11 protein-coding genes and 1 tRNA gene are annotated in these 13,635 nt (G+C 68.7%); 7 read left to right on the forward strand and 5 right to left on the reverse strand.

Going from position 1 to position 13,635, the window contains the following annotated elements; genetic code table 11:
* Positions 1 to 203: 203 nt before the first annotated feature.
* From gltB to O4G76_RS10370, 5 genes are all read right to left on the reverse strand, one after another.
* Positions 204 to 4,751 carry a glutamate synthase large subunit gene (gltB, locus tag O4G76_RS10350; protein WP_269397260.1) on the reverse strand — a complete coding sequence of 1,516 codons (4,548 nt, stop codon included), beginning with the start codon at positions 4,749 to 4,751 and terminating at the stop codon, positions 204 to 206.
* Positions 4,738 to 5,457 (reverse strand): hypothetical protein, encoded by a 720-nt coding sequence (locus tag O4G76_RS10355; RefSeq protein WP_269397261.1) that lies wholly within the window; start codon positions 5,455 to 5,457, stop codon positions 4,738 to 4,740. Before O4G76_RS10355 ends, gltB begins: the two co-directional genes overlap by 14 nt.
* 145 nt (positions 5,458 to 5,602) lie before the next feature.
* Positions 5,603 to 7,042 carry an NAD(P)-dependent oxidoreductase gene (locus O4G76_RS10360; protein ID WP_269397262.1) on the reverse strand — a complete coding sequence of 480 codons (1,440 nt, stop codon included), beginning with the start codon at positions 7,040 to 7,042 and terminating at the stop codon, positions 5,603 to 5,605.
* A 157-nt stretch (positions 7,043 to 7,199) separates the two neighbouring features.
* The gene (locus O4G76_RS10365) at positions 7,200 to 8,006 is read right to left on the reverse strand and encodes an undecaprenyl-diphosphate phosphatase (protein WP_269397263.1); all 807 of its coding nucleotides are present in this window, start codon (positions 8,004 to 8,006) and stop codon (positions 7,200 to 7,202) included.
* A gap of 16 nt (positions 8,007 to 8,022) precedes the next feature.
* Positions 8,023 to 9,006 (reverse strand): complex I NDUFA9 subunit family protein, encoded by a 984-nt coding sequence (locus tag O4G76_RS10370; protein WP_269397264.1) that lies wholly within the window; start codon positions 9,004 to 9,006, stop codon positions 8,023 to 8,025.
* 230 nt (positions 9,007 to 9,236) lie between these two features.
* On the opposite strand from O4G76_RS10370, the gene O4G76_RS10375 reads away from it, so the two are divergent.
* The 7 genes from O4G76_RS10375 to hpf all read left to right on the forward strand — a co-directional run bounded on the left by O4G76_RS10375 (position 9,237) and on the right by hpf (position 13,584).
* Positions 9,237 to 9,323, forward strand: a tRNA-Leu gene (locus O4G76_RS10375).
* 31 nt (positions 9,324 to 9,354) lie between these two features.
* A complete protein-coding gene (locus O4G76_RS10380; RefSeq protein ID WP_269397265.1) occupies positions 9,355 to 9,966 on the forward strand; it encodes a ribonuclease D in 612 nt (203 codons plus the stop codon).
* A gap of 1 nt (position 9,967) precedes the next feature.
* Positions 9,968 to 10,948: an SIS domain-containing protein gene (locus O4G76_RS10385; RefSeq protein WP_269397266.1), complete on the forward strand. Its 981-nt coding sequence runs from the start codon at positions 9,968 to 9,970 to the stop codon at positions 10,946 to 10,948.
* Positions 10,949 to 11,560, forward strand: a complete 612-nt coding sequence (gene lptC / locus O4G76_RS10390; RefSeq protein WP_269397267.1) for an LPS export ABC transporter periplasmic protein LptC — start codon at positions 10,949 to 10,951, stop codon at positions 11,558 to 11,560.
* A complete protein-coding gene (locus O4G76_RS10395; RefSeq protein ID WP_269397268.1) occupies positions 11,557 to 12,039 on the forward strand; it encodes an LptA/OstA family protein in 483 nt (160 codons plus the stop codon). The genes lptC and O4G76_RS10395 overlap by 4 nt, the downstream gene beginning before the upstream one ends.
* Positions 12,036 to 12,794, forward strand: a complete 759-nt coding sequence (gene lptB, locus O4G76_RS10400; protein ID WP_269397269.1) for an LPS export ABC transporter ATP-binding protein — start codon at positions 12,036 to 12,038, stop codon at positions 12,792 to 12,794. Before O4G76_RS10395 ends, lptB begins: the two co-directional genes overlap by 4 nt.
* Before the next feature lie 214 nt (positions 12,795 to 13,008).
* On the forward strand, positions 13,009 to 13,584 hold the full coding sequence (gene hpf, locus O4G76_RS10405; RefSeq protein ID WP_085895300.1) for a ribosome hibernation-promoting factor, HPF/YfiA family: 576 nt from the start codon (positions 13,009 to 13,011) through the stop codon (positions 13,582 to 13,584).
* Positions 13,585 to 13,635: the final 51 nt, after the last annotated feature.

Below are 13,635 nucleotides of genomic sequence, written 5' to 3' on the forward strand. Positions count from 1 at the left end.
CCCCCCCCCCCCCCCCCCCCCCCCCCCCCCCCCCCCCCCCCCCCCCCCCCCCCCCCCCCCCCCCCCCCCCCCCCCCCACCCCCCCGCCCCCCCCCCCCCCCCCCCCCGCCCGGGCGCCGGGCCCCCCGCCCCCCCCCCCCCCGCCCCCCCGCCGGGGCCCCCCCCCCCCCCGCCCCCCCGTTTCTATGCCGCTCCGCGCCGCCTCATTCGGCGGGCAGCGCCACCTTCTCGACGGTGAGCGGGTGCGGGATGTGGCGCAGCATCTCCTTGGGGCAGACCTGCAGGAAGTTGTGCTTCTCGCTGTCCCAGTGCTGCAGGATCTCGGCGGCCTTGCGGCTGCCGGTCTCGAGCTGGTGGCGCTCGATCAGACCCTTGAGCTGGTTTTCCCAATGCTCGACCGTGACATCGCAGGTGACCAGCGTCTCGGTGTTCATCAGCGGCTCGGCGAGGCCGTCGGGGTCGTAGAGATAGGCCATGCCGCCGGTCATGCCGGCACCGAAGTTGGCGCCGATCGAGCCGAGGATCACCGCGACGCCGCCGGTCATGTATTCGCAACCATTGGTACCGCAGCCCTCGATCACCACATGCGCGCCCGAGTTGCGGACCGCGAAACGCTCGCCTGCCCGACCGGCGGCGAAGAGGTAGCCCGCCGTCGCGCCGTAGAGCACGGTGTTGCCGATGATCGTGTTCTCCGAAGCCACCAGCGGGCTCGCCATCGCCGGGCGCACCACGATGGTGCCACCGGAGAGGCCCTTGCCGACATAGTCGTTGGCGTCGCCGGACACTTCGATCTTCAGGCCGGGAGCCGCGAAGGCACCGAGCGACTGGCCCGCCGAGCCGGTGAGCTTGACGGTCAGGTGGTCGGGCTGCAGCTGGTTCCTCATTCCGAAGTTCTCGACGATATGCGCCGAGGTGCGGGTGCCGATGGTGCGGTGCGTGTTCTGCACCGCGTATTGCAGCTGCATCTTCTCACCGTCCTCGAGGAAGCGGCGGGCATCCTTGACGATCTCGGCGTCGAGCGTGTCGAGGACCTCGTTGCGCGGCTTGTTGCGGTCGTAGCGGATGCGGTTGGTGCCATCCACGGTGATCAGCAGCGGGTTCAGGTCGAGATCGTCGAGATGCGCCGAGCCCCGGCTGACCTGGGTCAGCAGGTCGGCCCGGCCGATCACGTCGTCGAGCGAGCGGGCACCGATCGAGGCGAGGATCTCGCGGACCTCCTGGGCGTAGAAGGTGATCAGGTTGACCACCTTGTCGGCGTTGCCGGTGAACTTCTGGCGCAGCGCCTCGTCCTGGGTGCAGACCCCCACCGGGCAGGTGTTGGACTGGCACTGGCGGACCATGATGCAGCCCATCGCGATCAGCGCGGCGGTGCCGATGCCGTACTCCTCGGCCCCCATCATCGCCGCCATGACGATGTCACGGCCGGTGCGCAGGCCGCCATCGGTCCTGAGTGTGACCCGGTCGCGCAGGTTGTTCATTGACAGCACCTGATGCGCCTCGGTGAGACCCATCTCCCACGGCAGACCCGCATATTTGATCGAGGTCGCGGGCGAAGCGCCGGTGCCGCCATTATGGCCCGAGATCAGGATCACGTCGGCCTTGGCCTTGGCCACGCCGGCGGCGATGGTGCCGACGCCCGAGGAGGAGACCAGCTTCACCGTCACCTTGGCGCGCGGGTTGATCTGCTTGAGGTCGTAGATCAGCTGCGCGAGGTCTTCGATCGAGTAGATGTCGTGATGCGGCGGCGGCGAGATCAGCGTGACCCCTTCCGTCGAATGCCGCAGCCGCGCGATCAGCTTGGTGACCTTCATCCCCGGAAGCTGGCCGCCCTCGCCGGGCTTGGCGCCCTGCGCCACCTTGATCTCCAGCTCCTCGCAGGCGCCGAGATATTCGGCGGTGACGCCGAAGCGGCCCGACGCCACCTGCTTGATCTTGGCCGAGGGGTTGTCGCCATTGGCCTCGGGCAGGAAATGCGCCGGATCCTCGCCGCCCTCGCCCGAGTCGGACTTGGCGCCGATGCGGTTCATCGCGACGTTGAGCGTCTTGTGCGCCTCGGGGCTCAGAGCGCCCAGCGACATGCCGGGCGTGACGAAGCGCTTGCGGATCGAGGTGATGCTCTCGACCTGCTCGATCGGGATCGCCTCGCCGATCGGCTTGATCGCCAGAAGGTCGCGCAGATGGATCGGCGGGTTGGCCTGCATGGTCGAGGCGTATTGCTTCCAGAGCTCGAAGGAGGCGCGGTCGCAGGCGGCCTGCATCATGTGCATGGTCGTGGCTTCCCAAGCGTGCTTCTCGCCCGAGCGGCGCGACTTGTAGAAGCCGCCGATCGGCAGCGTGCCGAGATCGGCGCCGGGCTTGGTCCAGCCCTTGGCGTGCACCTCCTCCAGCTTCTTCTGGATGCCGGTGAGGCCGATGCCGGAGATGCGGCTGTGCATGCCGGGGAAATACTCGGCACACATGGCGCGCGACAGGCCCACCGCCTCGAAGTTCAGGCCACCGCGATAGGAGGAGATCACCGAGATGCCCATCTTGGCCATGATCTTCAGCAGGCCCGCATCCACCGCGTCGCGGTAGCGGCGCATGATGTCGGTAAGCGTGCCTTCGAGCAGGCCGCGGTTCAGGCGGTCGGCAAGGCTGTCCTGCGCCAGATAGGCGTTCACCGTGGTCGCGCCCGAGGAGATCAGCACCGCGAAGTAATGCGGGTCGATGCATTCGGCCGAGCGGACATTGACCGAGCAGAAGGTGCGCAGGCCCTTGCGGGTCAGCCAGCTATGCACGGCCGAGGTGGCGAGGATCATCGGCATCGGGACGCGGTCCTCGTCCTGATGCTGGTCGGTGAGCACGATGTGGCCCGCGCCCGAACGCACCGCGTCCTCGGCCTCGGCGCGGATCCGCTCGAGACCCGCGCGCAGCGCGTCGGGCGCCCCGCCCGCCGGGAAGGTGCAGTCGATGAAGGCCACCTGGTCGCCGAACTGCTCGACCATGGTGTCGAACTCGGCATTGGCGATGAACGGGCTCTCCAGCACCAGGATCTCGGCCTGGCTGGAGCTTTCGTCGAGCACGTTCTTGAGGTTGCCGAAGCGGGTCTTGAGCGACATCACCCGGCTCTCGCGGAGCGAGTCGATCGGCGGGTTGGTGACCTGGCTGAAGTTCTGCCGGAAGAAATGCGACAGCGGCCGGTACTTGGTCGAGAGCACGGCGGAAGGGGTGTCGTCGCCCATCGAGGCGATCATCTCCTTGCCGTCCTCGGCCATCGGCGCGAGCACCTGCTCCAGCTCCTCGACCGAATAGCCGGCGGCGATCTGGCGCTTGCGCAGCTCGGGGCCCTCGAACAGCGGCTCCTCGGGGATCTCGCGCAGGATGTCGTTGAGGTTCACGACCTTCTCGATCCACTCGCCGAAGGGCTGCGAGGCGGCGAGCTTGTCCTTCATCTCGCTGTCGTGGAACAGCTTGCCCTCTTTCATGTCGACCGCGATCAGCTGGCCCGGCCCGAGCGCGCCCTTCTCGATCACGCTGGCCTCGTCGACCGGCACCATGCCCGCCTCGGAGCCCGCGACCAGAAGCCCGTCGCCGGTGACGACGTAGCGCATCGGCCGCAGGCCATTGCGGTCGAGGCCGGCGCAGACCCAGCGGCCATCGGTCATGGCAAGCGCCGCCGGACCGTCCCAGGGCTCCATCACCGCGTTGCAGTAGGAATACATGTCCTGCCAGGCCTGGGGCATCTCGACCCGGCTCTTGGACCAGGCCTCGGGCACCAGCATGGTCTTGGCCATCGGCGCGTTGCGACCGGCGCGGACCAGCACCTCGAACACCGAATCGAGCGCGGCCGAGTCCGAAGAGCCCTGCGGCACGATCGGCTTGATGTCCTCGGCCATCTCTCCGAAGGTCGAGGAGGCCATCCGGATCTCGTGGCTCTTCATCCAGTTGATGTTGCCCTTGAGCGTGTTGATCTCGCCGTTATGGGCAAGCATGCGGAAGGGCTGGGCCAGCCACCATTGCGGGAAGGTGTTGGTCGAATAGCGCTGGTGATAGAGCGCGAAGGCGCTCTCGAAGCGCGGATCCATCAGGTCGGGGTAGAACACCGCCACCTGCTCGGCCAGCATCATGCCCTTGTAGATCACGGAGCGGCAGGACAGCGAGGCGAGGTAGAGCTCGCGCACGCCAGCCTGGGTGGCCGCGCGCTCGATCCGGCGGCGGATGATGTAGAGCTCGCGCTCGAACTGCTCCTCGTCGATGTCCTTCTCGCAGCGGATCAGGATCTGCTCGATCTCGGGGCGGGTGGCGTTGGCCTTCTCGCCGAGGCAGGTGATGTCGACCGGCACGTGGCGCCAGCCATAGATGTAGTGCCCCATGCGGAGCACCTCGGTCTCGACGATGGTCCGGCAGGTTTCCTGCGCGCCGAAATCGTTGCGCGGCAGGAACACCTGGCCCACGGCGATGCGGCGGCCGGCCATCGGCTCGTGGCCGGTGCGGCGGATCTGGTCCTCGAAGAAGGCGCGCGGGATCTGCACGTGGATGCCGGCGCCGTCGCCGGTCTTGCCGTCGGCGTCGACCGCGCCGCGGTGCCAGACCGCCTTCAGCGCGGCGATGCCCTTCTCGACCACCGCGCGCGAGGGCGAGCCGTCGATCGACACGACGAGGCCGACGCCGCAGGAGGCGTGCTCGTCATCCTCGCGGTAGAGACCGTTCTCGGCCATGTACTTGCGCTTGGCCTCTTCCGAGGCGACCCAGGCGTCATCATAGGTGGTCATGGAAGATCTCCTTCGCGGTGGAGGCGGGCGCCGACGACATGGTCGCGCCGCAGCCGTGTTTGGGGTTGGACGAGAGGAAGCCCGGCTCGTCCGGAAAGATGAATTCGACGGGGCTGTCGTCGGAGGTGAAGGTGCCTTGCGCGTTGGTCACCTCGCTGGTGCCCGACAGGAAGATGCGCCGCGTCCGGTCGATGAACTCCGATCCGGTGCTGCGCCAGATCTGCTCGCCATCGGGGCCGATGGCGCGGACCTCGTAATCGGTGCGCTCCAACTCGACGCCGTCGATGGTGACGGTCTCGCCGGTCAGGCTGTCGAAGCCGACATAGCGGGTCTCGCCGACCTGGTCGGAGATCGTACTGAAATCGAAGCTGTCGGCGCCGGTCTCGACCAGCTCGCTGAACGAGGCCGGGTCGGCCGGGTCGGGGGCGAGTTCCTCGCGCCGGTCGGCGCGGGGATAGACGCTCTCGACCCATTGGGTCTCGGCGTCGATGGCCCCGAAATAGCTCACGCCGTCGAGGTCGAGATCGACCCTGCGGCGCCAGCCCTCGGGGTCGCCCTCGCAGGTGAAATGATGCGAGACGGTGCAGTTCGCGGCCTGCACGGTCATCTCGGCGGTGCAGCCCTCTGGCAGCGTCACCTGACGCGGCCCCTGCGCGGCGGCCGCCATCGGCAGCGCGCAGATCAGGAGGGCGATGGGCGTCTTCATGGCGGTCTCCGAAAACAGGATCGCGGGACGTGGTGTGATCGGGGGTCAGGCCGCCCCGGCCATCTGGCCGGGGCCTCGGCCCCTGAACCGAGACATGGATCGCGCGCGGGCCCATCGGGCCTCGCGCCACTGGTTCACGCGTGGCTCACTCGGCGGCGACGCCGGCGCTGGCCGACTGATCGAGATACTCCACGATCGCCGAAGCGCTGTCACGCCCGTCGCGGATCGCCCAGACGACGAGCGAAGCGCCGCGCACGATGTCGCCCACGGCGAAGACGCCGTCGAGCGAGGTGGCACCGGTGCCGAACTCGGCCCGCACCGTGCCCCAGCGGGTCACTTCCAGCCCCTCGACGCCCCAGAGCTGCGGCAGGTCCTCGGGCTCGAAGCCCAGCGCCTTGACCACCAGATCGGCCTCTTCGAGGTAATCCGCGCCCTCGATCTTCTCGGGCATGCGGCGGCCCGTGGCATCCGGCGTGCCGAGGCGCATCTTGTGGACATGCACGCCCTTGACCCCGTCGGGGCCGCATTCGAAGCCCTTCGGAGCCGAGAGCCAGACCAGTTCGACGCCCTCCTCCTCGGCATTGGCCACCTCGCGCTGGCTGCCCGGCATGTTGGCCCGGTCGCGGCGATAGAGGCACTTCACGCTGGTCGCGCCCTGGCGGATCGCGGTGCGCACGCAGTCCATCGCGGTGTCGCCGCCGCCGATCACGACGACCTTCTTGCCCTCGGCGTTCAGCTCGCCGCTGTCGTATTCCGGCACCTCGTCACCAAAGTTCTTGCGGTTCGAGGCGGTGAGGTAGTCGATGGCGCGGACCACGCCGCCATGGTCGCTGTCGGGCAGGTCGCGCGACTTGTAGACGCCGGTGGCGATCAGCACCGCGTCGTGCTTGCCACGGATCGCGTCGAAGGAGATGTCCTCGCCGACCTTGCAGTTCAGCACGAACTCGACGCCCGACTCCTCGAACTGCCTGGTGCGGCGGTCCACGACCTCCTTCTCGAGCTTGAAGCCGGGGATGCCGTAGGTCATCAGCCCGCCGACGCGGTCGTAACGGTCATAGACGGTGACCTGCACGCCGGCGCGGCGCAGATAGTCGGCCGCGGCGAGGCCGCCGGGCCCGGCGCCGATGATGCCGACGCTCTCGGGGCGCTCGCGAGCGGGGCGGATCGGCTGGACCCAGCCCTCCTCCCAGGCGGTGTCAGTGATGTATTTCTCGACCGAGCCGATGGTGACGGTGCCGTGGCCCGACTGCTCGATCACGCAGTTGCCTTCGCAGAGCCGGTCCTGCGGGCAGATGCGGCCGCAGATCTCGGGGAAGGTGTTGGTCGCCTGGGAGACCTCGTAGGCCTCCTGCAAACGGCCTTCGGCGGTCAGGCGCAGCCAGTCGGGGATGTTGTTGTGCAGCGGGCAATGCGTCTGGCAGTAGGGCACGCCGCACTGGCTGCAACGGCTCGACTGCTCGGCCGCCTTGTCGCGGGCGAACTCGGCATAGATCTCGTGGAAGTCCTCGCGCCGCGCGGCCGCCAGACGCTTCTCCGGCATGTCACGCGGCACGGACACAAATTTCAGCATCTTGTTTTCGGCCATGGCTGGTCTCCCTCTGGCTGGGCGTGCCGAGGGGATAGCCAATGCTTGACCACATTAAAAGTCAGCATGGTTGACCTAATTGGCGCTTTTCGCGCCAATCGGATCGAAATCTTCGGCCCGATTGGCGATTTTAGGTCATAACTAATGACCCATAACTTCAGCCAGCTAGGAAAATGCCCAGCAACGCCCCCGCCCCGATCACGATTCGCCACCAGCCGAACAGCGCGTAGCCATGCCGCGACACGTAGCCCAGCAGCCATTTCACCACGACCACGGCGGTGACGAAGGCCACGACGAAGCCGATCGCGATCTCGTTGAGCGCGCCCCAGTCGAGCACGTCGCGATTCTGGAACAGGTCATAGGCCACGGCCCCGGCCATCGTCGGCATCGACAGGAAGAATGAGAACTCGGCCGCCGCGCGCTTGCCCACGCCCATCGACAGCCCGCCGACGATGGTCGCGCCCGAGCGCGACACGCCCGGCACCATCGCCAGCACCTGGAAGAAGCCGATCGCCAGCGCCGTTCGGACCGGCAGCCGCATCGCGTCCTCATGGCGCGGCTCCGGTGCCATGCGGTCCGCGAAGAGCAGCACCACCCCGCCCAGCACCAGCATCACCGCGATCAGGGACGGCGTCTCGAACAGCACCGTCTTGATCAGGTCATGCGCCAGCACGCCGATCACCGCCGCCGGCAGGAAGGCGATCAGGACCGCCCAGACGAAGCGCCGCGCCGCCGGGTCCGCGGGCGCCGCCCGCAGCACGCCCCAGAGCTGTCCGAAATAGACGGTGAGCAGCGCCAGCACCGCGCCGAGCTGGATCACCACCTCGAAGGTGCGCCCGGCGCTCTCGAATCCCAGGAAGTGCCCCGCCAGCAGCAGGTGCCCGGTCGAGGACACCGGGATGAACTCCGTCAGCCCCTCCAGAAGGCCCAGGAGGAGTGGCAGGAGAATCGTGTCTCCGGTCATGGCGATGTCCGTCCGTTCAGTGGTTGCGCAGGTTCCGCGCCGATTCCTTGATGGCCAGATACTGCCCCGAGGGGCGGAACCGCCACAGGTAGTCCGGCAGCACGGCCTCCATCGCGATCGGCGACAGGCCCAGATCGGCGAAAGTCTTGGCGCCCGGGCTCACGACATTGTCGCGGCGCAGATTGGCGACCTGATCGGCGGTGATCGGCGCCCGCACCAGCCCGAGGCTCAGCGTCTGCACCAGCCCGCCGACGCCGGCCATGATCCGGCCCACGCCGAAGGGCAGCGACAGCACGAGGCGACGGCGGCGGATGTAATGCAGCATCTGCACGATCAGCTCGCGGAAGGTATGCACGTCCGGCCCGCCCAGCTCGTAGACCCCCGGCGCGGCGCGGCCCTCGATCGCCAGCGCCGCGGCATGCGCCACGTCGTCGACATGCACCGGCTGGAACCGGGTGCCGGCCCCGACCACCGGGATCACCGGCGAGATCTGCGCCATCGAGGCGAAGCGGTTGAAGAACTCGTCCTCGGCTCCGAACAGGATCGAGGGGCGCAGGATCACCGCCTGCGGCATGTGCCGCAGCACGCCCTGCTCGCCCGCGGCCTTGGAGCGCGCGTATTCGCTCTCGCTGTCGGCATCGGCGCCGATCGCCGAGACATGCACCATCCGGGCCACGCCCAGCTCGGCGGCGAGGCGGGCGATCCGCTCGGGGCCCTCCTCCTGCACCGCCTTGAAGGTGTTGCGGCCCTTCTCGGCCAGCACGCCCACGCAATTGACCACCGCCTGCGCGCCGGTCATCGCCGCGCGCACGCTGTCATCGTCGCGGATGTTGCAGAACACCGGCTCGACCTGGCCCACCACGCCGTAGGTGCGCACGAAGAGCGCCTCCTCGGGGCGGCGGCAGGCCACGCGGACGCGCCAGCCCTGCTGCGCCAGCCGGCGCGTGATATAGCGCCCGAGGAAGCCCGATCCGCCGTAGATGGTCACAAGTCCGGTCATCGGCCCCGCCCTGATAAGGTGAATTGACGCCTCGCGGTTTACCCGCCGGGGCGGGCGCGGACAAGCGCCGATCCGGACAGCTCTCCCTGTCACCGGCATCGGCGTCGCCGCATGCCCGGCAAGAGACGCGTCCCGAGCGACCGCCCGCTTCCGCAGCGACAACCGAAATTCCCGCGAATTGCCCGTTGACACCCCCCGCGGCATTCCGTAGATCGCCCATCACACGACCTGCCCAGGTGGTGGAATTGGTAGACGCGCTGGCTTCAGGTGCCAGTGTCCGAAAGGACGTGGAGGTTCGAGTCCTCTCCTGGGCACCATCCCTCCTCGTATTGCGAAACGCGAGGGATCATGGCGAACCATCTCTACCAGAACGATATTCCCGACGATCTCGATCTTGGCCCCGTCGTGGCGATCGATTGCGAGACCATGGGCCTGAACCCGATGCGCGACCGGCTCTGCCTGGTGCAGATGTCGGGCGGCGACGGCCATTGCCACATGATCCAGGTCCATCCCGGCCAGTCCGAAGCCCCCAATCTCGTGCGGCTGCTCGAAGACCCAGACATCCTCAAGCTGTTCCATTTCGGCCGGTTCGACATCGCCGCGATGCAGCACGCCTTCGGCGCCACCGCATCCCCGGTCTACTGCACCAAGATCGCCTCGAAGCTGGTGCGCACCTTCACCGACCGGCACGGGCTGAAGCAGCTGCTGCAGGAGCTGGTCGGCGTCGACATCTCCAAGCAGCAGCAGCAATCCGACTGGGGCGCCGAGGAGCTGAGCCCGGCGCAGCTCGACTACGCCGCCTCGGACGTGTTGTACCTGCACCGGCTGAAGGAGGCGCTCGACGCCAAGCTGGCGCGCGAGGGGCGCAGCGAACTGGCGCAGGCCTGCTTCGATTTCCTGCCGACCCGCGCCAGGCTCGACCTCGCGGGCTGGCCCGACACCGACATCTTCTCGCACTGACATGACCGAGGACACCCAGCGCCCCGACGACCTGGAAGTCGCGCGGCAGGTGATCGCCGACGAGGCGGCGGGCCTCGCCGCGCTGGCGCGCGGGCTCGATGGCGGTTTCGGCGCGGCGCTCGAGGCGATCCGCGCGGCCCCCGGACGGGTCATCGTCTCGGGCATGGGCAAGTCGGGCCACGTCGCGCGCAAGATCGCCGCCACCCTCGCCTCGACCGGCACCCCCGCCTCCTTCGTGCATCCCGCCGAGGCCAGCCACGGCGATCTCGGCATGATCACCCGCGGCGACGTGGTGCTGGTGCTGTCGAATTCCGGCGAGACCCCCGAGCTGGCCGATCTCGTGGCGCATACCCGCCGCTTCGGCATCCCGCTGATCGGCGTCGCGGCGCGGCGCGAAAGCACGCTGATGACCCAGGCCGACATCGCCATCGTCCTGCCCGCCCTGCCCGAAGCCTGCGGCATCGGCGTGGTGCCGACCACCTCGACCACGATGACGCTGGCGCTGGGCGACGCGCTGGCGATCGCGCTGATGCGCGGGCGCGGCTTCACCGCCGCCGATTTCCGCGCCTTTCATCCGGGCGGCAAGCTCGGGGCCCGGCTGGCGCGGGTGCGCGACCTGATGCACGGGGCCAGGGAACTGCCGCTGGTCGATCGCGACACGCCGATGGCCGACACGCTTCTGGCGATCACCGGGGCCGGGTTCGGCGTGGTCGGCGTCACCGATCCGGATGGCGGCCTTTGCGGCATCGTCACCGATGGCGATCTGCGGCGTCACATGGCCGGGCTGCTCGATCATGTGGCCCATGAGGTGATGACGCCGGCGCCGCGCACCATCCGCCCCGACGCGCTGGCGGCCGAGGCGCTGGCGCAGATGAACGAGCGCAAGATCACCTGCCTCTTCGTGGTGGACGAGGACGACGCGGCGCGCCGGCCCTTGGGCATCCTGCACATCCATGACTGCCTGCGCGCCGGCGTCGCCTGAATGCACGCCCGCGACAACGCCTATTCGCGATTCATCGGCTGGGCCAAGGTGGCGCTGCCGCTGATCGGGCTGATCCTGCTCTCGACGCTGTTCCTGATCGCCCGGGGCCCCTCCGGGCCAAGCGAGATTCCCTTCGCCGAGATCGAGGCGATCGCCGCAGAACAGCGCGTCAGCGCGCCGCGATTCGCCGGCCGCACCGAAAGCGGCGCCTCGATCGCCATCGCCGCCGATACGGTACGACCGCGCGAGACCGGCGAGGGAATCTTCGCGGTCGAGGCGCCACGCGGCACCATCGAAGGCCCCGGCGACACCCGGATCGAGCTGAGCGCCGCGCGCGGTGAGATCGAGACCGGCCGCAACCTGCTGCGCCTCGACGGGCCGGTCTCGGTCACCAGCAGCAACGGCTACAGCGTCGAGACCCCGACGCTCGAGGCCGATCTGGGCACCGGCGGGCTGGTCTCGACCGGGGAGATCAGCGTCACCGCGCCCTATGGCACGCTCAGCGCCGCCGCGATGCGAGCCACCCTGCCCGAGGGCGGCACGCCGCGCATGGTGTTCTCCGGCGGGGTTCGGCTGCTATATGATCCAGCGAACCAGGGAGAGCGCCGATGACCCGCATGATGACCGCCATGCTGACGATCCTGCTGATGCTGCCGGGCCTCGCCGCCGCGCAGACGCAGATGGCGCTGGGCGGGCTCGCCGCCGATCCCGACGCGCCGGTCGAGATCACCTCCGAGCGGCTCAGCGTCGACCAGGCCACGGGCCGCGCCACATTCGAGGGCGAGGTGCTGATCGGCCAGGGCGAGATGAAGATCTCCGCCGCCACGGTCGAGGTGGTCTATGACGACGCCACGGGCGAGATTTCGCGGCTGGAGGCCGAGGGCGGCGTTACCTTCGTCACCCCGACCGAGGCCGCCGAGGCCGACCGCGCGGTCTATGACATCGCCGGCGGCAACCTCACCCTTACCGGCGACGTGCTGCTGACGCAGGACCGCACGGCGCTGTCGTCGCAGAGCATGGTGATCGACCTCGCCGCCGGCACGGCGCAGCTCGAAGGTCAGGTGCGCACCGTGATCGAGCCCGCGCAGTGACTCCGCCCGAGCTTGACGTGACGCCGGGCGAAGGCGGGCTGCGGGTCGCCGGGCTGCGCAAGAGCTACCGCAAGCGCCCGGTGATCCGCGACGTGTCGCTGCATCTCGACCGCGGCGAGGTGGTGGCGCTCCTGGGCCCCAACGGCTCGGGCAAGACCACTTGCTTCTATTCGATCGCGGGCCTCGTGACGCCCGAGGGCGGCCAGGTGACGATCGACGGGCGCGACGCGACGCTTTTGCCGATGTACCGCCGCGCCCGGCTCGGCATCGGCTACCTGCCGCAGGAAATGTCGGTCTTCCGTGGCCTCAACGTCGAGGACAACATCCTCGCGGTGCTGGAGATCGCCGAGCCCGACCGCACCTCGCGACGCGAGCGGCTCGAGGAGCTCCTGTCGGATTTCTCGATCGGCCATCTGCGCCGCGCCCCCGCGCTGGCGCTGTCGGGCGGCGAGCGCCGGCGCGTGGAGATCGCGCGCTGCCTTGCCGCGAACCCGCGCTACGTGCTGCTCGACGAGCCCTTCGCGGGCGTCGACCCGATTGCGGTGGGCGACATCCGCGACCTCGTCGCGGCGCTCAAGACCCGGGGCCTCGGCGTGCTGATCACCGACCACAATGTCCGAGAGACGCTGGGCATCGTCGATCGCGCTTACATCCTGCATGACGGCCGCGTGCTGATGTCGGGGACCACCGACGAGGTGGTGCGCGACGAAAATGTACGTCGCGTCTATCTTGGCCAGGGCTTCCGCATCGGCTGAACGGCGAAGTTGACAAGCGGGGCCGCGATCGGGCGAGATGGGACTCGATGACGCAGGCCAGACACCCTTGTCCACAGCTTCAGACGGCTCCGACGCAACGGGCCGCACGGCGCGCGGACAGCGCGGGCCCTGCCCATCCTCACCCCTTGCCGGCCCCTGAGCGACGCGAGCCCGAGGCCCGCTTCGCGGAGCCGTGCCCCCAAAGGAGACGTCCATGCGCTACCAGATCACCGGCAAGCAGATCGAGATCGGCGAGTCGCTGCAGATACATGTGCAGACCGAACTGGGCGCGACCGTCGGCAAATATGCCGGTCGCCCGACCGATGCCAACGTGGTGTTCTCGCGCTCCGGCCATGAGCATGTCTGCGAAGCCGTGGTGCATCTGTCCACCGGGCTGAACGCCCAGGCCACCGGCCGCGCCACCGAGATCTACGCCGCTTTCGAGGCCTGCTGCGAGAAGATGGACAAGCAGCTCAGGCGCTACAAGCGCCGCCTGAAGGACCACCACAAGGCGCGCCCGAACCCGGTTGAACAATCCCTCGCGGGCTCCTATATCCTCGCCGCGTCAGGAGACAATGAAGAGACCGAGCAGGACGGCCTGGCACCGATGATCGTCGCGGAGATGGAATCGAAGATTCCCGAGCTCTCGGTCGGTGAAGCGGTGATGCAGCTTGAGCTGGCGGATGCGCCGGTGCTGGTGTTCCGAAACGAGAAGCATAGCGGGATCAACGTGGTCTATCGCCGCGAGGACGGCAATTTCGGCTGGATCGACCCGCGCAACATCGGCTAGGAGGGCGCCAGATCCTGGCTCTCCGAGCCCGCCTCGCAGACAGGGGATTCC

The organism is Limimaricola sp. G21655-S1, from assembly GCF_027213785.1.
In the GTDB taxonomy this organism is placed as follows: domain Bacteria; phylum Pseudomonadota; class Alphaproteobacteria; order Rhodobacterales; family Rhodobacteraceae; genus Limimaricola.

Excerpts from the sequence above, each read along its gene's own strand:
- gltB (WP_269397260.1), bottom strand. The coding sequence starts at position 4,751 with ATGACCACCTATGATGACGCCTGGGTCGCCTCGGAAGAGGCCAAGCGC.
- O4G76_RS10355 (WP_269397261.1), bottom strand. The coding sequence starts at position 5,457 with ATGAAGACGCCCATCGCCCTCCTGATCTGCGCGCTGCCGATGGCGGCC.
- O4G76_RS10360 (WP_269397262.1), bottom strand. The coding sequence starts at position 7,042 with ATGGCCGAAAACAAGATGCTGAAATTTGTGTCCGTGCCGCGTGACATG.
- O4G76_RS10365 (WP_269397263.1), bottom strand. The coding sequence starts at position 8,006 with ATGACCGGAGACACGATTCTCCTGCCACTCCTCCTGGGCCTTCTGGAG.
- O4G76_RS10370 (WP_269397264.1), bottom strand. The coding sequence starts at position 9,006 with ATGACCGGACTTGTGACCATCTACGGCGGATCGGGCTTCCTCGGGCGC.
- O4G76_RS10380 (WP_269397265.1), top strand. The coding sequence starts at position 9,355 with ATGGCGAACCATCTCTACCAGAACGATATTCCCGACGATCTCGATCTT.
- O4G76_RS10385 (WP_269397266.1), top strand. The coding sequence starts at position 9,968 with ATGACCGAGGACACCCAGCGCCCCGACGACCTGGAAGTCGCGCGGCAG.
- lptC (WP_269397267.1), top strand. The coding sequence starts at position 10,949 with ATGCACGCCCGCGACAACGCCTATTCGCGATTCATCGGCTGGGCCAAG.
- O4G76_RS10395 (WP_269397268.1), top strand. The coding sequence starts at position 11,557 with ATGACCCGCATGATGACCGCCATGCTGACGATCCTGCTGATGCTGCCG.
- hpf (WP_085895300.1), top strand. The coding sequence starts at position 13,009 with ATGCGCTACCAGATCACCGGCAAGCAGATCGAGATCGGCGAGTCGCTG.